Origin of the sequence: Marvinbryantia formatexigens DSM 14469 (assembly GCF_025148285.1) — a bacterium.
Lineage (GTDB): Bacteria > Bacillota > Clostridia > Lachnospirales > Lachnospiraceae > Marvinbryantia > Marvinbryantia formatexigens.
Map to the genome: position 1 here is coordinate 4,389,952 of NZ_CP102268.1, position 24,465 is coordinate 4,414,416.

General features: G+C 53.0%; 23 protein-coding genes. 3 read left to right on the top strand and 20 right to left on the bottom strand.

Annotation, left to right across the window (positions count from 1 at the left end; all coding sequences use genetic code 11):
• The 14 genes from NQ534_RS20510 to NQ534_RS20575 form a co-directional block, all read right to left on the bottom strand.
• Positions 1-723 (bottom strand): hypothetical protein, encoded by a 723-nt coding sequence (locus NQ534_RS20510; RefSeq protein ID WP_006861803.1) that lies wholly within the window; start codon positions 721-723, stop codon positions 1-3.
• Positions 724-725: 2 nt separating this feature from the next.
• Positions 726-1,607, bottom strand: coding sequence for a hypothetical protein (locus NQ534_RS20515; protein WP_006861802.1), 882 nt, complete (start codon positions 1,605-1,607; stop codon positions 726-728).
• 1 nt (position 1,608) lies between these two features.
• Positions 1,609-3,291, bottom strand: a complete 1,683-nt coding sequence (locus NQ534_RS20520; RefSeq protein ID WP_143115691.1) for a DUF6034 family protein — start codon at positions 3,289-3,291, stop codon at positions 1,609-1,611.
• Between the two features lie 247 nt (positions 3,292-3,538).
• Complete coding sequence (locus tag NQ534_RS20525) at positions 3,539-4,948, bottom strand: sensor histidine kinase (RefSeq protein WP_006861800.1); 1,410 nt, start codon at positions 4,946-4,948, stop codon at positions 3,539-3,541.
• Positions 4,945-5,610, bottom strand: a complete 666-nt coding sequence (locus tag NQ534_RS20530) for a response regulator transcription factor (RefSeq protein WP_006861799.1) — start codon at positions 5,608-5,610, stop codon at positions 4,945-4,947. The genes NQ534_RS20525 and NQ534_RS20530 overlap by 4 nt, the downstream gene beginning before the upstream one ends.
• Positions 5,611-5,724: 114 nt before the next feature.
• The gene (locus tag NQ534_RS20535) at positions 5,725-6,639 is read right to left on the bottom strand and encodes an Rpn family recombination-promoting nuclease/putative transposase (RefSeq protein ID WP_006861798.1); all 915 of its coding nucleotides are present in this window, start codon (positions 6,637-6,639) and stop codon (positions 5,725-5,727) included.
• Positions 6,640-6,927: 288 nt separating this feature from the next.
• Complete coding sequence (locus NQ534_RS20540; protein ID WP_006861797.1) at positions 6,928-7,593, bottom strand: LbetaH domain-containing protein; 666 nt, start codon at positions 7,591-7,593, stop codon at positions 6,928-6,930.
• Positions 7,562-9,610 carry a DNA topoisomerase gene (locus NQ534_RS20545; RefSeq protein ID WP_006861796.1) on the bottom strand — a complete coding sequence of 683 codons (2,049 nt, stop codon included), beginning with the start codon at positions 9,608-9,610 and terminating at the stop codon, positions 7,562-7,564. Before NQ534_RS20545 ends, NQ534_RS20540 begins: the two co-directional genes overlap by 32 nt.
• 9 nt (positions 9,611-9,619) lie before the next feature.
• Entirely contained in the window at positions 9,620-10,345 is a 726-nt protein-coding gene (locus NQ534_RS20550; RefSeq protein WP_006861795.1) for an ABC transporter permease, read from the bottom strand.
• Positions 10,305-11,219 carry an ABC transporter ATP-binding protein gene (locus NQ534_RS20555; RefSeq protein WP_006861794.1) on the bottom strand — a complete coding sequence of 305 codons (915 nt, stop codon included), beginning with the start codon at positions 11,217-11,219 and terminating at the stop codon, positions 10,305-10,307. The genes NQ534_RS20550 and NQ534_RS20555 overlap by 41 nt, the downstream gene beginning before the upstream one ends.
• Before the next feature lie 79 nt (positions 11,220-11,298).
• The gene (gene asd, locus NQ534_RS20560; RefSeq protein ID WP_040783142.1) at positions 11,299-12,399 is read right to left on the bottom strand and encodes an aspartate-semialdehyde dehydrogenase; all 1,101 of its coding nucleotides are present in this window, start codon (positions 12,397-12,399) and stop codon (positions 11,299-11,301) included.
• Positions 12,400-12,417: 18 nt separating this feature from the next.
• Positions 12,418-13,797, bottom strand: a complete 1,380-nt coding sequence (gene argH, locus NQ534_RS20565; RefSeq protein ID WP_040783055.1) for an argininosuccinate lyase — start codon at positions 13,795-13,797, stop codon at positions 12,418-12,420.
• A 235-nt stretch (positions 13,798-14,032) separates the two neighbouring features.
• The gene (locus tag NQ534_RS20570) at positions 14,033-14,632 is read right to left on the bottom strand and encodes an epoxyqueuosine reductase QueH (RefSeq protein WP_006861791.1); all 600 of its coding nucleotides are present in this window, start codon (positions 14,630-14,632) and stop codon (positions 14,033-14,035) included.
• A gap of 8 nt (positions 14,633-14,640) precedes the next feature.
• Positions 14,641-15,045 (bottom strand): bacteriohemerythrin, encoded by a 405-nt coding sequence (locus NQ534_RS20575; protein ID WP_006861790.1) that lies wholly within the window; start codon positions 15,043-15,045, stop codon positions 14,641-14,643.
• A gap of 231 nt (positions 15,046-15,276) precedes the next feature.
• Here NQ534_RS20575 and NQ534_RS20580 point away from each other — a divergent pair, with 231 nt between their 5' ends.
• The 3 genes from NQ534_RS20580 to NQ534_RS20590 are packed head-to-tail and all read left to right on the top strand — an operon-like array spanning position 15,277 to position 19,383.
• Positions 15,277-15,786: a MarR family winged helix-turn-helix transcriptional regulator gene (locus tag NQ534_RS20580; protein WP_143115692.1), complete on the top strand. Its 510-nt coding sequence runs from the start codon at positions 15,277-15,279 to the stop codon at positions 15,784-15,786.
• Positions 15,780-17,513: an ABC transporter ATP-binding protein gene (locus tag NQ534_RS20585; protein WP_006861787.1), complete on the top strand. Its 1,734-nt coding sequence runs from the start codon at positions 15,780-15,782 to the stop codon at positions 17,511-17,513. Before NQ534_RS20580 ends, NQ534_RS20585 begins: the two co-directional genes overlap by 7 nt.
• The gene (locus NQ534_RS20590; protein ID WP_006861786.1) at positions 17,506-19,383 is read left to right on the top strand and encodes an ABC transporter ATP-binding protein; all 1,878 of its coding nucleotides are present in this window, start codon (positions 17,506-17,508) and stop codon (positions 19,381-19,383) included. The genes NQ534_RS20585 and NQ534_RS20590 overlap by 8 nt, the downstream gene beginning before the upstream one ends.
• Before the next feature lie 86 nt (positions 19,384-19,469).
• Here NQ534_RS20590 and NQ534_RS20595 read toward each other — a convergent pair whose 3' ends face one another.
• The 6 genes from NQ534_RS20595 to NQ534_RS20620 form a co-directional block, all read right to left on the bottom strand.
• Positions 19,470-19,859, bottom strand: coding sequence for a DUF3783 domain-containing protein (locus NQ534_RS20595; protein WP_006861785.1), 390 nt, complete (start codon positions 19,857-19,859; stop codon positions 19,470-19,472).
• A 29-nt stretch (positions 19,860-19,888) separates the two neighbouring features.
• Positions 19,889-20,443 (bottom strand): GNAT family N-acetyltransferase, encoded by a 555-nt coding sequence (locus NQ534_RS20600; protein ID WP_006861784.1) that lies wholly within the window; start codon positions 20,441-20,443, stop codon positions 19,889-19,891.
• Between the two features lie 245 nt (positions 20,444-20,688).
• Positions 20,689-21,501 (bottom strand): ABC transporter permease, encoded by an 813-nt coding sequence (locus tag NQ534_RS20605; protein ID WP_006861783.1) that lies wholly within the window; start codon positions 21,499-21,501, stop codon positions 20,689-20,691.
• Positions 21,502-21,601: 100 nt separating this feature from the next.
• Complete coding sequence (locus NQ534_RS20610; protein ID WP_006861782.1) at positions 21,602-22,390, bottom strand: ABC transporter ATP-binding protein; 789 nt, start codon at positions 22,388-22,390, stop codon at positions 21,602-21,604.
• 116 nt (positions 22,391-22,506) lie between these two features.
• Positions 22,507-23,499 (bottom strand): 2-hydroxyacid dehydrogenase, encoded by a 993-nt coding sequence (locus NQ534_RS20615; protein ID WP_006861781.1) that lies wholly within the window; start codon positions 23,497-23,499, stop codon positions 22,507-22,509.
• A gap of 84 nt (positions 23,500-23,583) precedes the next feature.
• Entirely contained in the window at positions 23,584-24,462 is an 879-nt protein-coding gene (locus tag NQ534_RS20620; protein WP_006861780.1) for an amidohydrolase family protein, read from the bottom strand.
• Between the last annotated feature and the right edge of the window lie 3 nt (positions 24,463-24,465).

The window sequence follows — 24,465 nt, forward strand, 5'->3', positions numbered from 1 at the left end:
TCAGATTTCCTCCAGCCTCTTCTCCAGTATAAGTCTGTGCAGCGCCGCCATACACAGCGCCAGCAGAATCAGAAATATCCACAGTGCATATTGCCCGCAGCCCCAGTTATTCTCCGCCAGAATCCACTCCGACGGGTCAATGCAGTAAAGATCCTCCAGATAACGCTGCCGCAGAATTATTCCGGCATAAAATACGATAAACGGCAGCCCGAATGCCAGGTATACAGAGCCTCCCACCGCCCCGGTAAAGGCGGCAAAGCCCGCCAGCGCTGACGCTGTAAGACAGATGCGCGCCAGCGTCCGCAAAAGCTCCTCTACAAGCTCCTGCTGCCACGAAAAAGCCTCCTCCCTGGCAAAAAAGAGCAAAAAAAAGAAAAGCGCCGCCAGCACAGCCGCCACAGACCATACCAGCGCCCCCGAAAGCGCGGTCGTCAGAACACGGTCACGGCAATATTCCTTCTTCGAACGACGGACAATCAGAACCCGCAGAAAATTCCACTGGCGCTCCCTCAGATACTCCTCCGCGCAGGGCAGGACCGATGCCACCGGAAGCAGAAAAAGCGCTGTCTGCGATTTCATCCCCGCCGTCGTCAGCTTCAGAAACGTTCCCGCCGGCAGCGTCTCCTGCGCTCCCGGAAGCTCCGCTCCCGCTGTGACGCCGAAAAATGCCAGCAGAATTGCCAGATAAAACTTTTTTTCATGCAGCATTCTCACCAAATCCATCTTCAGCCTCCCAGAAACGTAAAATTATATCTGCGCAGGGCACGCAGCGCGAGCAGATACATCAGCAGGAGCAGCCCGGCAAAAATCAGCAGCGACTGCCCGATGGACGGCAGATTGTCGTATCCGAAATCATGCATCCCGTACACGGCATTATTCAGAGGACTAATCCAGCCGACAACACTGCGCACGCGGAACATTTCGTAATCCTCCATTCCCAGCAGTCCGCCCAGCACCTCCGGGTCCAGCAGAAAGCCATACAGACTGTAACCGAGCGCCAGCAGCATACCGTACTTTTTCCCCGCCAGCAGGTTGCCGAGCAGAATCAGAAACCCTAGCGTCAGACTGTAGCCGAGCATCAGCGCCCCCGCCTGCAGCATACAGCCAAAGGGACTGACGCTCTCCATCACCTTTACCGTGGAAGGGACATGCAGCTCCTCTCCGATGGATGAATAGCCCAGAATCGCCGCCGTCTCGCTCCAGAGGTTACCGGGAAAGGACCGCTTCATACAGAGCAGCACCGTGGTCAGCAGGATAAACGCCACATATAACGTCGTAACCAGCACAATATAAAGGAACTGCGCCGCAAGCCATTTTTTCTTCGTCATGCGCATCAGATAAAAGGGTGTAAAGGCGGTCAGCTTCGGTAAATCGGAAAACAGAAAAATCAGAAGCAGTGAGACGAGCAGGATTGCCGTCGCATCCCCAAAGGTCCAGATAAACGGCTCCGCTGCCTGCATACTTGTTCCAAAGCGGTCCGCCACCTCCATCACGCGGCCGCTCAGCAGAAAGCAGACGATCACACTGAGCAGGAACGTGATGACGGTGCGGGAATTGCGGAAAAATCCCATGAAATTGTAGCGGGCCGCCGCCCATATCTGCCGCATGTCAGTACCCCAGTGTCCGGTCGATCACCGTTCCGTCCGCCGCATTTATCGTCATGAAGCTGCTTCTCGGATCGTCCTGCACATTTACATACTCCTCCTCCTGATACACCGCATAATCTGTACCTTTGCCGAAGAAATCCCACACCGGTACCAGCAGTCCCGACGCGCTGTCTGCCCCCGGATCGTACACGCGCATATAGCCGAGCGTCACACGGTCGATGTCAAACGTTTTCCCCTTCGAGTACGTCATGTCCGCATTCTGAATCTGCAGCATACTTTCAAAAATATCGGCAATCTCCGCAAACGGCAGCATTTCCACATTTGTTACCTGCTGTTCTCCAATCTCGTACAAATTGTGAATCTCCACATACTGTATTCCATCTTTATTGACTGTAAATTCAACTTTTTCATAGCTCCAGGTCTCCTGCGTACTGTCCATTGATTCCGCTCCGCCGCCCATTTTCTCCTCATCCGTCACCGGAAATCCGTCGATATCACGGGTGTAGCTGACCAGATAGCCAGCATCCGTGCCGATTGTCTGGGCGCCGGCATTGTCCCGACTGTTCTCCGAGCATACGCTGAGCGCCACATTTTTTGCAGAAAAATCGTCAGCCAGACCAAGCTTCTCCATATATCCATCCGCCATTTCCTGCGCTTCCTCCGGCGTAATGCCCGCCATCTCTGTAAGCTTCTCCTTTGTAATTCCTGCACTGTCGTACTGGGATGGTTCGCCCGTCAGAAGAGCCGTCTCCTGTGCGCCGTCAAAGTCCGCCGCATACCAGCTGCGCCAGTTTTCATCCGGACTGCCGCTGCCATAATTGGTAATATCAATAATCATCGGCATACTGGGATAGCGCTTTAACTGATAGCGGTAGAGATTTCCGTCCATCTCCACCATACCGATAAAATTATCTACGGAAAGGTCGTCCCCGTTTTCCTGGACAGCAAAGCCTCCGTCAAGCCCCGGCTTTACCTCCGTGTAATCCCGCGTCTCCGGCGCCTCCGCATAGGTCTGTTCCCAGGCGTCGATATCCTGCTGGAGGTCGTAAGACTCCTCCGGATTTTCCATCCCCGCCGCCTTTGCCTCCGCGATATAGCCGTAGGGGTCCGTATTTCCTTCCGCCTGCCAGGCTTTCAGCTGATTCAGCTTCTCAAGCGCCTCCGCCTTTGTCACACCGTTGTACGTATACCCGTTGTAAACCGGAGAATCCCCGAAAAAGGCTTCCGTCACACGGTCTATCCATTCCTGGGTAAACTCCATCTGTCCGACGCGGTAAACAGAAGCCCCTCCTGCATCCGGAATGGCAACCTCTGCATGACAGTTCAGAGTGAATGTCCCGTCCTTTGTCTGCACCTGCGCTTCATAGGTTTCCGGCGCCTGCAGACGCGCCGACAGAGAAACCGCGCTGCCGCTCCCGCCTCCGGCAGAGGCGCCCGTCTTATCTGCCGCATCTTCCTGTCCGCCCGCCGCATTCTCTATATCTGCTGCGCTCTCCTGTCCGTCTGCCGCGTTTGCCGTCCCCGCTTCCTGCGGCGAAACAGACATCTGTGATTCCGCTTCTTTATAATTGTCCAGGCTCTGTCCGCTTTTTTCCCGGACGATTGCCTGCTCCGGCGTACCGGCGCATCCCGTCATAACAGCGGCGGCGCAGAGCACAGCCGCAAATCCCTTTATTTTTCTCATATCTTTATCCTCCTGCTTTTTTGTGGCCATGCATACGACAAAAACATCCAATGGACATTTTTCAGTCTGCCAGGCTCACAGCGCCTGCAGCATAACAATTCAGCCTGGCTGTCCTGTTACTTTGCATCTGTTGCTACTATAACAGTCCTACTATTGCCATGTCCTCACTGAAATGTAAACAAACTGTAAATCCGGCGACATCTTCTGCATTCAGACAGCTTAAAATATCAGGCGATATGTTCCGCGCTCATGTTATCCAGCTCAGCCCGATAGTGCTCCCCTCCCCCGGCGTGCTCTTTATCACCAGTTTTCCTCCGTGAAGCCTTGCTATCTGGCTGCATAGAGCAAGCCCCAGCCCGGCTCCGCCCTCTTTTCTGGAACGGGATTTGTCAACCATATAAAACGGCTCCGCAATCCGATCAAGCTCCTCCGGCAAAATTCCGCAGCCCTCATCCTTCACAAAAATCCCGTCCTGCGACGCCGTCAGCCGGATGACGGCGCCCTCCCGGCTTGCCTTTGCCGCATTGTCGATGAGATTTGTAAGAAAGCTCAGAAGAAGGTCCCCGTCCCCCTCCATGCCGGTCACCTGTATCTGCATGTCAAGATGAATCCGCTTCTTCTGCAGACTGCAGCGGGTAAGCGTCTCTGCTCTCCGGAAAAGCTCCGGCAGACGGATTACATGCTTTTCAATTTTTTCTTCACCGGACAGCTCCACAATCTGCAGCATTTTCACCGCCAGACGCGACAGGCGTTTGCATTCCTCCTCAATATAGGCAAGCGCGTCCATCCTGCGTGCGCTGGGAAGCTCCACCTTCTGCAGAAGCTCTGCGTATCCCTGGATTGCCGTCATCGGTGTTTTCAGTTCATGCGACAGCGCTCCCAGTAGCTGTCTCTGTTTCTCATTTGCCTCGGAAAGCGCGCGCACATGCTCCTGCACATGCTCTGCCATGCAGTTAAAGCTCGCCGCCACCTCCCCTACCTCATCCCGGCTCCTGCACGCCACACGCTCCTCGTAATTTCCGCCCGCAATCACGTTCGCCGCATCCCGCAGACGATAAAACGGCTCCAGAATTTTCCGCAGAATAAGCATAAGACTTCCGACCAGAATCAGCGCCAGAAAAAATGCCACCCCTGCGCCGCGCAGAAGCAGCGCTCTGCTCTCTGCGTAAACAGCGGAAACATCCCGGAAACGGACAATGCCAAAATCCGTACTGGACGACTTCCAGAAGCAAATCAGCAGATACTTCTCCCCCAGCTTTTCCAGAAACAGCCTGCTCTGCGCCGGCAATGCGCCGCCTGTCGCAGAGGCAAACCGCGCTCCAAACGAAGATTCCTTTCCCTGAACATCAAATTCATATGGCGTCGTATTGGAAAGCTCTTCCCCGCCGCTGTAAAGCACACTGTTTTCCTTGCAGATGCTGCGGAACACCTCCACTGCCCACTGCTTCCGGAGCTTATCATTTTTCAGATAATTCATCTGACCGGACCATTGCTTTTCAAATTCCTTTCCGTCCGCCTCCAGCCTCTCCCATTCCAGGCCGACGGTATTTCCAATAATCTGCCATCGGCTCTCCCCAAGGCTCCAGACAGAAAATAATTGTGACAAAAGCAGCAGCAGACCAGCCGCTGCTGCCGATATTTTTACAGATAGCTTCATGATTTATCCTCCAGGCGGTACCCGATGCGGGGGACTGTTTTGATGACATCCGAAAAATCCAGCTTTTTCCGGATACGCGCAATATGGACGTCAATGGTTCTGGTTTCCCCCTCAAAGTCGACGCCCCACAGGCTGCGCAGCAGCTCCTCCCGGCTGATAGCGATATTTTTATATTTCACCAGAAGCATCAGGCAGTCAAATTCCATCGGCTTAAACGGAATCTCGACACCCGCCTTTTTTACGATCCGCTCCTTTGGAAAAATTTCTACATCCCGCACACGCAGGGATTCTTCCTCCTTCCGGCAGCGTCCCAGAACCTTCTCCACACGCACGAGAAGCTCCAGCATTTCAAAGGGCTTGACAAGATAATCCTCCGCACCGTCCTTTAAGCCACGCACTTTGCTTGGCAAATCACCGCGCGCCGTCAGAAAAATGACCGGAATATTTTTCGCCTTCAGCTCCGGCAAAAGCGCAAAGCCGTCTTTTCCCGGCAGCATGATATCCAGAAGCGCACAGTCATAATGTACCTCTTCCTTCAGGTGTGCACTCACCGCGTCGCCGTCGTAAAAGGGCACCGCCGTATACCCTGCTGTCTCCAGGTTGATGCAAATCAGCTCATTAATGTGCTCCGCATCCTCAATCACCAGAATAGTCGCTTTCATCTATTATTTATTTCAACCCCCGCATCTGTATTCTCCGGCTCATTTTAATACAAAAATGCCGGTTTTACAACCGGCGCAGTGTAACCATATTGTAAAAAGAAACAACGCAATCGCTTACAGAAGCTTTTCCAGAATCTTCCTGTCGTTTTCCGAAACACCGATTGCACGCATACTCTGTCCGGCAGTCATTCCCATTGTTTTCATTAAGTTCCTGATACTGTTCTGCAGAGTATCTATTCTCTCTTTTTCTGCCGCCCTGTCAGCAATCGTCTGAATTGCCTTACACACATTACATTCCTCCTCTTCTTCCTCCATCTCCAGATTTGCGTTGACACAGGCATTTAAAACGTCTACCTCTTTTCTTCCCAGATGCAGGAATCGTTCGTCATGCGTCACCATTTCCGTCAGCTTCTCCGCATCCTCAGAATATTTGATAAAACTGAAAATTTCTTTCAGCGTCGTGTGAAATTTTCCAAATTCTCCATCATTCATGGCTGCCGGAGCTATCAGATTAATCTTATAATCCGGCACCAGAGAAAGAATTTTTACATCCTGCTCTGCAAACATCTCATGAACAGACAGTGGTCCGTCCCACATTTTTGCATCAAAGTAGATTACCAGTGTTACGACCGGCATCAGCCGGTCCCCTTTCATAAAACCGGAAAGATATTCGTCACGGTCTGCTCCTCTGTAGTCTCCCGCCCTTTTATGAGATGCTATTGCCTTCTCTACCTGTGCCGCATACTGCAAAGCGTCATAAACCATGTTTCTGACAGCCATTGCATAATGAACATGGGATTGATTTTCAATCGCAAGTACCAGATAAGCTCTCTTTTTATCCGTCATTGCTGTTACCGATTTTATCACATCCCTGGTTTTCTGTACCGGCTGCCCCGCCCCATTTGCTCCTCCATATGGAACATCTATCGCACGTGTATCAAGTTCCGTAAGACTTTCCGGAGCTATGACCGGCTCCCCATTATATACGAAATAATTAAATGCATCTGCAAATATTTCATTTTGCCGCATATATTTTGCTGTCACCGTATCCTTTACCCCAACAGATTCCCTCCTTTCTTTTTCACCATCTGTATTACAACTTTTTGTATAATATACTTTCTATTTGTATTTAGATGATAACATAAACGTTTTCTAAATTCAAGAGAATCTTCTTTCAGAATTATGAATTATCGGTGAACAGGGTACTGCTCGCTGCCGCACCGCACCCCCTTCACCGCAGAAAAATACCAGGAATTTTGCGAAAAAAACTCCCCGGACAGGATGCCCGGAGAGCCGCTTGAAATATTTCGTGATGCCTCAGCGTTTTTCTACGATGTCGCCTTTCTTTTTGTAGATGCTGCCTGCCGGGATGACGCCGCGCACGCAGGATACCGGATAGACCTGGGAGCCGCGTCCGATAACGGTTCCGGGGTTGAGTACGGAATTGCAGCCTACTTCCACGTTATCGCCGAGCATAGCGCCGAATTTCTTTAATCCGGTGGCAATCTGCTCTTCGCCGTCTTTGACGACCACCAGGGTTTTGTCGGATTTTACATTCGAGGTAATGCTGCCGGCGCCCATATGCGCCTTAAAGCCAAGCACAGAATCTCCGACATAGTTATAATGCGGCACCTGCACTTTATTAAACAGCACTACATTTTTCAGCTCAGTGGAATTGCCGACTACCGCTCCCTCACCGACGATGGCGTTGCCGCGGATAAATGCACAGTGGCGCACCTCAGCCTCTTTGCCGATGATTGCCGGACCGTTGATAAACGCCGTCAGCGCTACCTTTGCGGATTTTGCCACCCAGACATTCTCGCCGCGCTTTTCATATTCCTCCGGGTCGAGGGTCTCCCCCAGCTCCAGAATAAAGCCGCTGATTTTCGGGAGCACCTCCCACGGATAAACCGCCCCGTTGAACAGCTTCTTCGCGATGGTTTCCTCCAAATTAAACAGGTTGCTGATTTTTGCTGTTTCCATTTTTCTTTCCTCCTGATTTCTGTTGACCGGACCCCGTCCTGCCCTTTGCATCATAAAATTTCGCCGCCGCGTCAAACACGCTGCGCAGCTCGTAGTGGATATTTGCATTTAAAACATTCTCTGTCCTGCTGCGGACAAAGTTGTTTAATTTCGTCATGTATTCCTCCGGCGTGATGGTGCCCTCCGCCACATAGGTGAGTCCCTTCTCCCAGCTCGCCGTCAGCTCCGGATTCAGAAGGGAGCGGATGGAGCGGTTCACCACATCGAAAATCATTTCTCCGAGCAGTGTGGGGGTAAGAATCTGCGTTTTCTTATTCAGCGCAATGTACTTATTGGCAATCAGCTTTTTCAGAATCTCCGCTCTGGTCGCGCTGGTACCGATGCCGCTTCCCTTGATCTGCTCGCGCAGCTCCTCGTCCTCGATAAGCTGCCCGGCGTTTTCCATCGCCAGAATCATCGAACCGGAATTGTAGCGCTTGGGCGGGCTCGTCTCGCCCTCTTTTATCTCCAGCTTCTCCACCGGCAGCACCGTGCCCTTTTTCACAGACTGCAGCGCCGAAAGAAGCCCCGTATCTATCTGCTCCTCCTTATTCTGCCGGACGCCCGCCACCTTCAGATAGCCCGGTTCCTCCAGCACCTTAAAGGAAGAAAAGAATTTTTCCCCGCCGATGACCGTCACCAGATTGATTTTGCGGTAAACGGCCGCCGGATAGAAAATACTTAAAAATCTTCTCACTATCAGCTCATACACCTTCGACGACTGCGCCGGCAGCCGCTGCAGGGCGCCCAGCCCCTGCCCGGTGGGGATAATGGCATAGTGGTCGGTAATCTGCTTATCGTTTACATAACGCGTTCTGGCGATGCTCTTATAGCTTCCGGCTTCCAGCACCTCCTGCGCAAAATTTCCGGCTGCCGGGTAAGCGCACAGCCCGCGCAGATTTTTGGAGATTTCCTTTGCCACCGCCGTCGAGAGCACACGGGCATCCGTGCGCGGGTACGTCACAAGCTTCTTCTCGTAAAGCTCCTGCACCGTGCGCAGCGTCTCATCGGGGCTGATTTTAAAAAGCCGGGAGCATTCGTTCTGCAGCTCCGCCAGATTGAACAGAAGCGGCGGATTCTTATTCTCCTTTTTGCGCTCGATACTGTCCGTCACCGCCTCTATGGGCTGCACGGCGCCCAGCGCATCTATCAGCTCCTGCGCATCCTTTTTCTCCTTAAAGCCGTTCTCCTTATAAAGCTTCGGGGAATTTGCGTATTTCGAGCCTTCCACCGCCCGGAATTCGCCTTCAAATCCCCCTCCGCCGTAGGCATACGTACTCACCACACGGTAGAACGGCGTTTTCACAAATTCCCGGATTTCCCGCTCCCGCCGCACCACCATGCCGAGCACACAGGTCATCACACGCCCGACCGAAATCACCGTATAGCGCGTGCCCTGGTAATTCGAGATGGCATTTCCATATTTTAAAGTGAGGAGCCGCGAGAAATTAATCCCCATCAGATAGTCTTCCTTCGCGCGCAGATAGGCGGCGTCCGCCAGATGGTCGTACTCCGAGAGGTCCTTCGCCTCTTTGATGCCGCGCAGGATCTCCTCCTCTGTCTGCGAATCGATCCAGACACGGCGGCGCTTCTTTGTCTCTTTTTTCACGCCCGCCTGCTGTTCCACCAGACGGTAGATATATTCTCCCTCGCGCCCGGAGTCGGTGCAGACGTAAATTGTGTCCACATCCTCGCGGTTTAAGAGACCGCTCACAATCTTAAACTGCTTTTCCACGCCCGGAATTACCTCATACAGAAATTTTTCCGGCAAAAAAGGAAGTGTCGCAAGGCTCCACTTCTTGTATTTTTCATCGTACGCCTCCGGATAGCTCATCGTGACAAGATGGCCGACACACCAGGTAATCACGGCGTTATCGCCCTCCAGATAGCCATCGCGGCGGGACGTATTTATCTTTAAAGCTTTGGCAAATTCCTGTGCCACGCTTGGTTTTTCTGCTATAAATAATGCTTTTGCCATAAATCCTCATCAATTACGCGCACTGCGGCTGCAGAACAGATATCTGCCAAGTCCGAAAAAGACCAGACCTGCCGCCGCCAGCACCAGCGACGCCAGAAAAGCGGATATGCCCGGCGCCTTATACATGCTCTGCTGAAACAGACTGAACACCGTTATATAACGCAGGGCAGAAAGCTGCGGAAGAAAATCCTGCAGCAGATATACCGCGTAAAAAAACAGCGGCAGCCCGGCGCCAAGTCCGTAGTAAAAGGGCAGCGACGGCCGTCTCCCCGCGCAGGAGATAAAAAAGCACCAGCCCGCCAGACAGAGCTGCAGACACAGCGCACCCAGATTCAGCACAATATATGTGTTCCGGTTCCACTCTCCCGTCAGATCGTATACGTGGAGCAGGCTTCCCAGAAATGTGGAAAACACCAGCAGCACAAACACACTCAGCCCCACAAATACCGCTTTCGTCATAATTATCTGCGCCGGGCTTATCCCGGTCGAGAGAAGGAACGTCATCGTCCCATCGGCATCGCGCTTTACCACCATCTCCATCGAGAGCACCATACTCATCAGCATCGGGATCACGACCACCGGCAGCGTGTCCCAGAACATATCCGAAATCTGAATCAGACGCATATTCCGGATAACCGCGGCAATCAGAAGGCTCGCCGTCTGCAGACAGTAAAAAAACAGAAGCGTTTTCCGGTTAATCAAAAAATCCTGTTTCAGAATCGGTATGTTCAGCATGCAGTCCTCCGTATATATGCACAAATGTTTCTTCCAGGCTTAAAGGAACCGGCTCGATGCTCGTCACGTGATAATTCGCCAGCGCGCGCACCAGCGGCAGAAGCTCCCCCTGCACAGAGACCACCAGATTGCGGTCCTTCATGCTCTTAATCTCGAAGGCTTCCTTTGCAAACTGCATCGCCGACCGGCTGCTGCCAAACTGGATGAGATAGCTGCGGTACATGTTTTCCCGCATATTCTCCACATCGCCGAGATAGACGATACTGCCCTTATCCAGAAGCCCCACCCGGTCGCAGGTCAAGTCCGCGATATCGACCGTATCCGACGTGAGAATCACCATTTTCCCCTTTTCCTTCTCCTCCAGAATCAGATCCACCAATACGCTGCGCGTCCGGCTGTCCAGATTCCGGAAAGGATTGTCCAGAAGAATCACCGGCGGATTGTGCATCAGCGCGCAGACGATACCGGTCTTCTGCACATCCGCCGAGGTCATGTCGCCGATTTTCCGGTCAATGTTCAAATCGAGCTTTTTCGCCGTATTAAACAGATTTTCCAGATTGCGCATCCCGCGCATTTCCGCATTGGAGCGCAGGAACTGCCGTCCTGTCAGAACGGCAGGGAGAGAAAACCCGTCCGGCAGATAGCCTGTCATCCGGTGAAGATAGGAAGCCGCCCGCACACAGTCTTTTCCGTTGATCGCGCACCTTCCCTTCGTCGGATACTCAAACCCCATGAGCATACGAAGAGCGGTGGTTTTCCCGGAGCCCTTCGAGCCGACCAGCCCGAAGACCTCCCCTTCTTCCACCTCGAAAGAAAAATCTGCTATTCCTCCTCCATCCTCAAAACGCTTTGTGAGGTTTTTAAATCGTATCATCGACGCTTCCTTTACATCCGTTTGTTATAATTACTTTTTGTAAGCATTTCCCATACCCACCGTTTCGCGCTTTGCGCACCTACAGCGGGGTATTTGATTTGCGATCAATATAGCCCAGCGCCTTCAGGCATTCTGCGCAGAGCACTGCGCCGCCTGCCGCACCGCGGACGGTGTTGTGGGAAAGACCCACGAATTTATAGTCGTATACCGTATCCTCGCGCAGTCTGCCGATAGAAACGCCCATGCCCTTTTCATAGTCAACATCCGCCTTTACCTGCGGACGGTTATCCTCTTCCATGTACTGGATGAACTGCTTCGGTGCGCTCGGCAGATGCAGCTCCTGCGGAAGCCCGGAGAAGTTTACCAGCTTTTCAATGAGCTGCTCTTTGGTCGGTTTCTTCCGGAATTTCACAAATACAGCAGCCGTGTGACCGTTTAATACCGGCACGCGGATGCACTGGCAGGTGATGACCGGCTCCTGCGCCTTTACGATGACGCCGTCCTTCAGCTCACCGAGAATACGCAGCGGCTCCTGCTCGGATTTTTCCTCCTCGCCGCCAATGTACGGAATAATATTTTCCACCATTTCCGGCCAGTCCTTAAAGGTCTTGCCCGCTCCGGAAATTGCCTGGTAGGTGGTCGCAACGACTTCATACGGCTCAAATTCCTTCCATGCGGCCAGCGCCGGTGCATAGCTCTGGATGGAACAGTTGGGTTTTACCGCCACAAAGCCGCGCGTGGTGCCCAGACGCTTTTTCTGGAATTCGATTACCTTAAAGTGCTCCGGGTTGATCTCCGGAATAACCATCGGCACATCCGGCGTCCAGCGGTGCGCGCTGTTATTGGAAACGACCGGCGTCTCGGTTTTCGCGTATTCCTCCTCGATGGCGCGGATTTCATCCTTTGTCATATCCACGGCGGAGAACACAAAATCAACGCCTGCCGCTACTTTCTCTACCTCATTTACATTCATGACAACCAGTTTTTTTACTGCTTCCGGCATCGGCGTCGTCATTTTCCATCTGCCGCCGACTGCCTCCTCGTACGTCTTTCCGGCGCTTCTCGGACTTGCTGCCACCGTCGTCACCTCGAACCACGGATGATTCTCCAGCAGGGAGATAAAGCGCTGTCCCACCATACCGGTTGCTCCCAGAATACCCACTCTCAGTTTTTCGTTCATAATCTTCTCCTCCATCCTTTAATTTTCTTCCAGATACGCCCGCTCTTTCGCAATCGCCTGCAGCATCGCCTTCTGTGAGGGCGCCCCGGCTGTCTGACGCTTCTCCACGCAGGTCTTCAGGCTGATAGCCTCATAAATGTCCTCCTCAAATACCGGACTGATTTCCCGGTATTCCTCCAGAGAAAGCTCATCCAGCGCAATGCCCTTTTCAATGCAGGCAAGCACCAGTCTGCCGACAATGCCGTGGGCGTCCCTAAACGGCACGCCGTGATTTACCAGATAATCCGCGGCATCCGTTGCATTTGTAAAGCCCTGCTTTGCGCTCTCCTCCATGCGGCCTTTGTTTACTTTCATTGTTGAAATCATTCCGGTAAACAGCGCAATACAGCCCTTCACCGTATCGATTGCGTCGAAGGTCAGCTCCTTATCCTCCTGCATATCCTTATTATATGCAAGCGGCAGCCCCTTCATGGTTGTGAGAAGCGCCGTCAGCGCCCCGTACACACGCCCTGTCTTTCCGCGTATCAGCTCCGCAATATCCGGATTTTTCTTCTGCGGCATAATACTGCTTCCGGTGCTGTATGCGTCGTCCAGCTCCACAAAGCGGTATTCATTCGTGTTCCAGATGATGATTTCCTCGCAGAAACGGCTCAGATGCATCATAATCGTGGACATTGCCGCCAGCAGCTCAATCAGATAATCCCTGTCCGACACGGAATCCATGCTGTTCAGAGTCGCCCCGTCAAAGCCAAGCAGCTCCGCCGTATAATCGCGGTCCAGCGGATAGGTGGTGCCTGCAAGCGCGCCGCTGCCCAGCGGACAGAGGTTCATCCTCTTTGCGATATCACTAAGCCGCTGTCTGTCTCTTTTAAACATTTCAAAATAAGCGCCCAGATGATGCGCAAACGTAACCGGCTGCGCCTTCTGCAGATGCGTAAAGCCCGGCATGTATGTCTCCGTATGCTCCTCCATCATCGCGAGCAGCTTCGTAAGCAGCGTCTTTAAAAGCCCGTCTATCTCCGCAATCTCATCGCGTATATAAAGCTTCATATCCAGCGCCACCTGGTCGTTGCGGCTTCTGCCGGTGTGCAGCTTTTTGCCGGCATCGCCGATGCGCTCTATTAAGTTTGCCTCCACAAAGCTGTGGATATCTTCATATTTTTCGGTAATCTGCAGCTTTCCGTTTTCCACATCGGTAAGAATGCCCTGCAGACCTTCCAGGATCTGTTCTTTCTCCTGCTCTGTCAGGATGCCCTGCTTCGCCAGCATCTTTACATGCGCCATACTTCCCTGAATATCCTGCCGGTAAAACTTCTTATCGAATGTTACGGATGCGTTGAACCGGTATACCAGCTCGTCTGTCTCCCTGGTAAATCGGCCGCCCCATAGCTGTGCCATAAAAATTCCCTTCTTTCGTCTCCTGCCGCCATTTCCTTTCCTCTCAGCAAACGATGCGGGCGGCAGTCTTCTTGTTGGTGTCAGGAGCATCTGCCCCTGGTATCATATGAATTGCCTAACAAATGAGCCTCCACAGGCATCAAAAAACATGTTCTGGATGTCCATTTGTCCCCTGGCATCATCACATGAGGAGTGTATCATATTTTCCCTGCACCCGCAAGCATGAAAATACACCCTACCGGCTAAATATGCATCCGCAGTAATTCTGGCGGTACAGTCCATACTGCGCGGACAGCTCTCCGGAGCGCTTAAAGCCATTCTTTTTCTTAAAATCGGAAGGAAGCCAGGAAACCCCATATTCCCGCGCCAGCTTTTCTCCGGTTTCGTTGATGACCGCCGCATTTTTTAAGGGGCTGATGGTAAGCGTGGTGGCAAAATAATCCGCATGCATCAGCGCCGCCCTGCGCGCCGTCTCCCGCAGGCGCAGCTCAAAGCAGACGCGGCAGCGCGCGCCGCCCTCCGGCTCCTTCTCCAGCCCGCGGACAGCCTCGTAAAAATGCGTGTCGTCGAAATCCCCCTCCACAAAGCTCACCGGATATTTCAAGGGCATTTCGCGTATCAGACGCTGCTGCTCCTCCGCCCTTTTCCGGTATTCCTCCTCCGGGGCGATGTTGGGATTATAATAAAACACAGTGATCCGGAAATACTGCGACAGGTATTCCAGCACGTAGCTGCTGCAGGGCGCGCAGCAGCTATGCAGAAACAGGACCGGCGCTTCTCCTGCCAGTCCTGTAATCACGCTGTCCAGTTCCCGTTGGAAATTGCGGTTATTCATAGGACATTCTATTTTGCACAGACGTACTCTGCAACCTTTTTGTCCCATCCCTGGATATGGACAACCAGCCAGTCCACCACGTTCTTCTTCACTGCTTCCACGAACGCCTCGCTCGGTCCTTCCTCTTCCTCCAGCATCTCGCGCAGCTCGTCCACCGCCTTCACAAACGCCGCATGCTGCTCCTTATGCTGCGCAAGCAGCGGATAATTGTGCTCCTCCTGCAGCTTCTCCTCGTCCGCAAAGTGGATAACGGTGTAGTCCATCAGAAAATCCAGTGTCTGCACAGCAACGTTTTTTTCTTTGCCCGGAGTGCACTCCTCCGTCAGTTTATTTACTCTGGCAATCAGCTCCTTGTGCTGGCTGTCAATTAATTCATTTCCTGTTTCCAGTGATTTGTCAAATGTAATACTCATGATGGTATCCTCTCCTTCTCGCTTTTATCATGGGCTACGGTTCACAGCCCTCCACCCACATGCGCAAACCTACATTGGCTGTGATTCGTAGCTTTCATGAACAGTATATCAGAAAAAATATAAAAATACAATTGACAAAATAGAATCTGCGGATTAAAATATGTTCGATTTCTAATCATTAGATTTCAAACAATTTAGCTTCGAACATTTTGTCCAAAGCAGATATGTGAGGTGAGTATCATTTATTGTAGTCAGAAAGAACACATTGGAAAATGGATCAACATGGTTTCCTATCAGATTAAACGCTGCATCGACGGAATCGCCGCAAAATACGGCATTACCGGTATGCAGAGCCGTATTTTAACCAATCTGCTGTATGCGGAGCATACCGGACAGCACGTTTACCACCGGGATATCGAAAAGCTTTTCGGCATCCGCCGCTCCACCGTCACAAGCGTTGTGTCGCATCTGGAGCAGAACGGATATATCGTCCGGAAGCAGGCTCCCGGAGATGCACGTTTAAAAGAGCTTGTACTGAAAGAGAAAGGGCGTACGGTCGCGCAGCAGATGAACTGCGCGATTCAGGAATTTGACGCCTCTCTCGCCGGCTGTCTGTCAGATGAAGAGGAGAAGCAGCTTATCGCCATGCTGAAAACCATCTCACAGATGCTGAACGGCAGCAGCACAACACATCCCTGCCGTCAAATACACGAAAAACAGGAGGATGATATTTTATGCTGAAGAATCTGCTCCGCTGTGTCGGAGAATACAAAAAGCCCTCTGTTCTGGCACCCGTCTGTGTTACGCTTGAGGTAATCCTTGAGGTACTGATTCCATTGCTGATGGCCAGTCTGATTGACGAGGGTATTTCCAGCGGCAATATGAACAGGATTCTCTTTTACGGGCTTATTCTGATAGTCGCTGCTATGGCGTCCCTGGCGTGCGGCGCGCTCTCCGGACATTATGCCGCGGTAGCCAGCGCCGGCTTTGCCAAAAATCTGCGCCAGAAGATGTTTTACAAGGTGCAGGAATTTTCTTTTATAAACATTGACCACTTTTCCACTTCCAGTCTGGTAACCAGGCTGACCACCGACGTGACGAACGTCCAGAACGCCTACCAGATGGTTATCCGCGTCGCGGTGCGTGCGCCGATTATGCTGATTTCCGCCTTTGTGATGGCGTGCAAAATCAATCCGCGCCTTGCGCTTATTTATCTGGCGATCATTCCGATACTCGGATGCGTGCTCGGTCTGATTACCAGAACCGCGCATCCGATTTTTATGCGCGTGTTTAAGACCTACGACAAGCTGAACAACGTGGTCCAAGAAAATGTCCACGGCATCCGCGTTGTGAAATCCTTTGTGCGCGAGGATTTTGAGAAGGAGAAATTCAATGATATCTCCGGAATGATTTTTAAAGATTTTAATAAGGTAGAAAAAATCCTCGCCTTCAACGGTCCTTCCATGCAGGCATGTGTGTACGCGTGTATGCTGCTGATTTCCTGGTTCGGCGCACATATGATCGTGTCCGGCACCATGACGACCGGGGAGCTTACCTCCATGTTTACCTACACCATGCAGATTCTGATGAGCCTGATGATGCTCTCCATGATTTTTGTCATGGTGACCATGTCCAAGGCTTCCGTGGAACGTATCGACGAGGTTCTTGAGGAGCAGCCGGACATCCGCGACGACGCGCAGCCGGTGATGGAGGTAAAAAATGGCGATATCTGCTTCTCCCATGTCTCCTTCAGCTATTCCGGCGACAAAAACCGTCTGAGCCTGAAGGACATCAATCTGGAAATTAAATCCGGTGAGACTGTCGGCATCATCGGCGGTACCGGAAGCGCAAAAAGCTCGCTGGTGCAGCTGATTCCGCGTCTGTACGATATCACGGAGGGTACGCTGACGGTGGGCGGCATCGACGTGCGCCGCTACGACCTGGAGGTTCTGCGCGACGCCGTTTCGATGGTATTGCAGAAGAACGTGCTTTTCTCCGGCAGCATCAAAGACAATCTGCGCTGGGGAAATAAGGATGCGACGGACGAGGAAATGATTCACGCCTGTCGTCTCGCCCAGGCGGACGATTTTATCCGTGCCTTTCCGGACGGCTACGATACGCATATCGAACAGGGCGGCTCCAACGTGTCCGGCGGTCAGAAGCAGCGTATCTGCATCGCCCGCGCGCTTCTGAAGAAGCCGAAAATCCTTATTCTGGACGACAGCACCTCGGCGGTGGATACCCGCACCGACGCGCTGATCCAGCAGGCGTTCGCAGAGGAAATCCCGGATACGACCAAGCTGATCATCGCGCAGCGTATCTCTTCTGTCCAGAACGCCGACAAGATTATTGTCATGGATAACGGACAGATTTCCGCCATCGGCACGCACGATGAACTGCTTGCCTCCAATCATATTTATCAGGAGGTTTACTATTCTCAGGTAAAGGGGGAATCGGACGATGAATAAAGCAAATACACAGAAAACAAATCCCATGATTCCGCTGAAACGTCTGCTCGGCTATATCGGCAGGGATTACAAATTCCAGATGATTCTGGTGCTGGTCTGCATTCTGATAAGCTCCGTCACCGGCGTCATCGCCTCCCTGTTTCTGCAGACGCTGATCGACGACTATATTACGCCGCTGCTGTCATCGGCTTCCCCGGACTATGGTCCGCTGCTGCAGACGCTTCTGAAAATGGCGGCAATCTATCTGGCGGGCGTGCTGGCGACGCTGATTTATTCCAGAACAATGGTCACGATCGCCCAGGGCGTGCAGAAGCGCATCCGCGATGAAATGTTTGCGCATATGCAGACGCTTCCCATCCGGTATTTTGACACTCACGCTTTCGGCGACATCATGAGCCGCTACACAAACGATACGGATACGCTGCGGCAGATGCTCTCCCAGAGCCTTACGCAGATGCTCTCTTCCGCTGTCACGATCGTATCGGTAATCGTCGCCATGCTGACGACCAGCCTGTACCTTTCCCTCGTGGTCGCCGTTTCTGTATTCTTTATGCTGCGCGTCACGTCGAAGATAGCCGGAAACAGCGGACGCTATTTTATCCGGCAGCAGGCTTCGCTCGGCGAAACAAACGGCTATATCGAAGAAATGATCAACGGGCAGAAGGTCGTCAAGGTTTTTAACTACGAGGACCGCTCGAAGGAGGCTTTTGATAAGCTCAATGAGGAGCTCTGCAGCAACGCCACCAACGCGAACCGTTACGCCAATATTCTGATGCCGATAATGGGCAACCTCGGAAATCTGCAGTATGTGATTATCGCCATCGTGGGCGGCGTCCTTGCCTTAAATAATATCGGCGGCATTACCATCGGTATGATTGCCAGCTTCCTGCAGCTTTCCAAATCGTTCACAAACCCGATCGGACAGATTTCGCAGCAGTTTAACTCCATCGTAATGGCGCTTGCCGGCGCCGGACGTATTTTTGATCTGATGGATGAGAAGCCGGAGGAGGACGGCGGCTACGTGACGCTGGTACGCGCGAAATACGAAAACGGCGAGCTGACAGAATGTCCGGAGCGCACCGGCATGTGGGCGTGGAAGCACCGTCACGGCGACGGCACGCTCACTTATAAAAAGATGGAGGGCGACGTCCGCTTCTACGATGTGGATTTCGGCTACAATCCGGATAAAATCGTGCTCCACAATATTTCGCTCTATGCGAAGCCCGGTCAGAAGATTGCCTTTGTCGGCGCCACCGGAGCCGGGAAGACGACCATCACCAATCTGATTAACCGGTTTTACGACCTCGCCGACGGGAAAATCCGTTACGACGACATCAATATCAATAAGATCAAAAAGCCGGACCTGCGCCGCTCTCTCGGCATGGTTTTGCAGGATACGAACCTGTTTTCCGGCACGATTATGGAAAATATCCGCTACGGCAAGCTGGACGCCACGGACGAGGAGGTTTACGCGGCGGCAAAGATCGCCAATGCGCATGACTTTATCGAAATGCTGCCGCAGGGCTACAACACGGTAATCTCCGGCAACGGCTCCGAGCTTTCCCAGGGACAGCGCCAGCTTCTCTCCATCGCCCGCGCCGCTATCTCCGACCCGCCGGTCATGATTCTGGATGAGGCAACCTCCAGCATCGATACCCGCACGGAGTCCATCGTACAGAAGGGTATGGACGCGCTGATGAAGGGGCGCACGGTGTTTGTCATCGCACACCGCCTCTCCACCGTCCGCAACGCCGACGCTATCATGGTGCTCGAACAGGGACGCATCATCGAGCGCGGCACGCACGACGAGCTGATTGCCCAGCACGGAAAATATTATCAATTATATACCGGCGCATTCGAGCTGGAATAAAGCCTGCTTTAGGCGCAAAACAGCCGCTATCTTCCGCTATGTATATGGCGGAAGATAGCGGCTTCTTTATCCTGACTGCTGCTTCTTTATTGCTCCGGTGCCCGCCTTCCCGCCATCGCAGCGTGTTCCCGGCGGATTTCCTCATACAGCTCCAGCGAGCTCCACTGCATGTTATGCGGAGTAAGCACCGCCTTCAATGCCACTGCCGCCTGCTCTTTGCGCATCATCTGCAGGGCGATATCCAGGACCTCCTCCCCCGCCATGTGCAGCACGAGCATCTCCTCCGGAAAGCCGCTTCCCAGATATGGCTGTTTTGCAGCGTCCTCCGCGAAAATCCCCGCCAGAGCGCCGATTGGCGCCAGAAGCTCCTGTTTTTGTACATGACGCAGCTCACAGCCGAGCAGCCGGAAAATACCGGCAAGCTTCCTGCCCTTATCCGTTCCCTCCAGATTGTAACATAATACGATTGATTTCATTTCTCTTCTCCGTTTCTTTTACTGTTCTGTCATCCTTCCGCGCCGCGCTCCACGCTCCGGCTCTCCTCCGGCGCCTGCAGACTGCGTTCCGCGACAATCATCCTGCCGTAGGGATGGTCTGTCTCCTTTATTGCGCGAAAGGCATTTTTCACCCAGAAGTGCTTTGCCTGCGGGTTATCGCGGTTATACGCCAGCCGCACTTTCTCAAAACCCGCCCTGCCCAGGTAATCGCACAGACCGTCGATGATGCGGGTACCGATGCCGCAGCCCGCCTCTGTCCCATCGACCATAAAAAATCCGATAAACGCTGTTTTTTCATCCGGGTATCCGTCTATCAGATCCAGCATGGCAATCAGATGTCCATCCTCAAAAAACCCGGTATAGTATTTATCCTTCTTTTCCTTCCCCTGCGGCAGAGCCTGCATATCCCGCCGGATATCCTCCGGCGCAGCACACTGTTCGCCAATCACCTCATAATAAAGGGGATTTGTCCGGCAGAAATCGCAGACTGCACCGATATCCGCCTCCCTGATTTCACGCACCGTATAAGTTTCCGAAAACTGCTCTGTCTTTAACCGTCTCATATTCCCTCCTGAATGCAGCCGTTCCGGGCAGTACACCCGCTCTTTTCCACAGTTGTATTATAACCTGTTATCCCTCACATTTCCACCCCTTTTCCTGTGAATCACATCCCCGGATTACAGAAAACAGGCAGTTAATACCGGCATAAGCAGCGTCCCTGGCAGCCCGGAATGCTCCAGCACATTACCGCTATGTAAACTGCAGACATATCAGATGCCGCTGCCGCCCCATCTGATATGCCTGCCCTTTAAATCCGCTTCAGATACCATTTCTCCGCCGCATTGATGAGCGCGTAAAGCGCCATCGCGATAATACAGAGTATCACAATACTCATCAGCACCCAGTCCAGCTTGAATACCTGGCTGCCGTAAATAATCAGATAGCCAAGACCGCACCTTGCACCGATAAACTCCCCTATGACAACACCGACCAGGCACAGTCCGATGTTCACCTTCATGATGCTGATGGTCGCCGGAACGGTGCTCGGCAGCACCACCTTTGTCAGCACATGGCGGCGCTTCCCGCCGAGCGTATAGATAAGCTTCATTTTATCCTGGCTGACCTCCCGGAAGCCCGTGTAAAGATTTAAAATCGTGCCGAAAATCGCCACCGACATCCCGGCGACAATGATGGTGGTGCGGTTTGCTCCCAGCCAGACAATCAGAAGAGGCGCCAGCGCCGATTTCGGGAGGCTGTTGAGCACCACCAGATACGGCTCCAGGATCTCCGATAATTTATCACTGCACCAGAGCAGAATCGCACAGAAAAGTCCGACGATAACGACGAGCACAAAGCTTGCCACGGTTTCCATCAGTGTCGCCCCGACATGCTCAAAAATGCTGCCGTCCTGCACCATGCCTGCGAAGGTGCGCGCGATCCTGCCTGGACTGCTGAAAATAAAGCCGTCTATCCAGCCAAAATCTGCCGCCGCCTCCCACAGCCCCAGAAAGGCAATCAGTAGAAATACCCGCATCACCCTTACAAATGTCCGGTGCCTTCCGCGCTTTGCCAGATATTCCTGCTGCCGCACAGAGATATCCGGCAGGCTGCTTGCCGCCATATCCTCCCCGCACGGACAGGTTCTGCACAGACCATCTTTCGTTTCCGTTCCGCACCGGTGCCCCTTACATGGCTTCTGCTCTGTTCTGCACCGGTATCCCTTACATGGCTTCTGCTTCCCGCGCATAGGTGTTCAGCTCCTTCCATATCTGGTTAAAATATTCTTTAAACTGCGGAGCATTGCGCGACGCCATCGGCGTGCGCTCCGGCAAATCAAAGGAAACCGTCAGCTCCTTTACAATGCGCGCCGGACGGCTGGACAGCACCAGCACCTTATCCGCCATACTGACCGCCTCTGCGAGGTCGTGCGTCACCAGAACCGCCGTTTTGTGCTCCTTTTTAATAATACCGTAAATATCGTCCGCAACCGAAAGCCGCGTCTGATAATCGAGAGCGGAAAACGGCTCATCCAGAAGCAGCAGGGACGGACGCAGCACCAGCGTCCTTATCAGCGCCGCCCGCTGCCGCATCCCGCCGGAGAGCTGGCTGGGCTTTACATGCCGGAAATCCCACAGTCCGTACTCCTTCATCAGTTTTTCCGCAAACTGTATATTCTCCGCCGTCATACATCGCTGGATTTCCAGACCGAGCGTCACATTTCCGTAAATATTGCGCCATTCAAAAAGCTGGTCCTTCTGCGGCATATAGCCGATATGAAAATCCATATGCTCCCCGACCGGCTTCCCGTTCAAAAGCACCTCGCCGGATTCCGGCGAAAGCAGATTGCAGATGAGCGAAAGCAGCGTTGATTTCCCGCAGCCGCTCGGTCCGACAATCACCTCAAACGCGCCGTCTTCTACCTGAAACGATATATCCGAAAGGGCGTGCGTCTCGCCCTGCTCCGTGTGATAGGAATAATTGACATTCCTGCACTCTAATAAAGGCTGCATCTCATACCTCCCATATTGCTATATGTTAGTGTATGAAATGCAGCCTTTTTTGTTGCCTTGCGTCCGAAGGGAGCTGCCGGTGGCAGGTCCTGTAGGTTTCGAAGCTCCCGCTTCTGCTATTCTACTTCATTCCCGTTTTTCTTTCCCTGCATAAAGCTGAGGGCGTTCTCCATTGTCGTCTTACTGATTGCCTGCAGCGCCTCTCTTGCAAAGAAGCCCTGGTGGGATGTTACCATGACATTCGGGAAACTTAACAGGCGCGCCACCGTGGAATGCGCCAGAATCGCATCCGACAGGTCCTCATAAACGCTGCCGTTTTCCTCCTCGTACACATCCAGACCAACCGCAAAAAACTTGTTTTCGCGGATGCCTTTAATCAGATCGTCCGTCTTTATCAGACCACCTCTGGAGGTGTTCACCAGGATTACGCCGTCCTTCATCTTTTCAATCGTCTCTATGTTAATCATGTGATGCGTCTCCTCGGTCAGCGGGCAGTGGAGAGAAATCAGATCCGACTGCGCAAGGAGCGTATCCAGATCCACATATTCCGCGAAATCAAGCGAGGGATTTTTGTAAACATCATACGCCAGCACCTTCATGCCGAAGCCGCGGCAGATACGCGCCATCGCCGCGCCGATTTTTCCGGTGCCGACGATACCCGCCGTCTTCTGGTACAGCGTAACACCCATCAGCCCGGACAGGCTGAAATCATTTTCCCGCACGCGCACATACGCCTTGTGCGTATGACGGTTTGCCGTCAGCGCCAGCGCCATTGCATGCTCCGCCACCGCCTCCGGGGAGTAGCCCGGCACGCGCATAACCGTGATGCCCTTCTCCTCCGCCTTCTCAAGGTCCACATTATTGAAGCCCGCGCAGCGCATCAGAATCAGGCGGACGCCGCAGTCCGCCAGCGTCTCAATCGTCGGCGCGCTTAAGTCCATGTTTACAAACGCGCACACCGCGTCATAGCCCTGCGCCAGTCTCGCCGTGTCCGGTATCAGCAGCGTATCCACATAATCGAGCTGGATTTCCTCATATTCCTTTTCCTTCCATGTCTCGTCAAAGAACTGCCTGTCATAACTTTTTGTTCCGAAAAATAAAATCTTCATTACAAGTCCTCCTTTTCTATTTTCCAGTATACCCTGATATCTTCCAGTTTATACCACGCAGCTCCCAGGACATCCGGCGCACCGTTACTGCGGCTGTGCAAATACACGCCGTATCTGCGCCTCGCTCTCCTGCAGATGCCCGTCCAGATCCTCCCTCCGTACATCTTTCAGCACCTCGCAGAAGGTCTCGTACTCGCAGACGGCGCCCTGTCCGTGCGGCACCATATAGGCGCCGGCGTCGCTTCCGACCGCCAGCGGCACGCCCAGCTCCCAGGAACAGACCAGATTTTCGCACTCCATATCATAAATCTGCTCCAGAATCCTGTCATCGTATCTGCCGCAGCCGATAAGATTCCGCGTGGTCACAATCGTCGGCACCCACACGCATCCGCGCTCCGCCATAGCCGCCATGCATTCCCGGTCAATATAATTTCCGTGCTCGATACTGTCCGCCCCGGCATCCACCGCCGCCAGCACAGCATCCGCTCCGTTCGCGTGCACCATAACGGCAAAGCCCTCCTCATGTGCAATGTGAATCATTTCCGCTATCCATCCTTTCTCCAGCGCCGGCTCACTCAGCAGCCCGAAACCGCTATAGTCAACCAGACCGGATACCATTATTTTCACAAAATCCCCCTGCTCCCGGCGCACCTCCTGCACAAGCAGGCGCACATCATCCAGGGTCTGCGCGCTCTTTCCGACAATTTCCCCGTAATGCCCCGCGCGGTGGATGGCGAACACCGGCGTGCGGTATGTGATCCCGTATTCCCCCGCCAGGGCGCGCGCCTGTAAAGAGACGCCGAAATGGTCCCCGCCATCCCGGATATAAGTAATCCCGCACGCGCGGTACGCCTCCAGATGCTCCCGCACGCGCGCGGTATTTACGCCGTTTTTATGGTCATTTACCGCCTGGCGGTAATTGCTTCCGTTCATAAACAAATGAGCGTGACATTCTCCGAACATTTT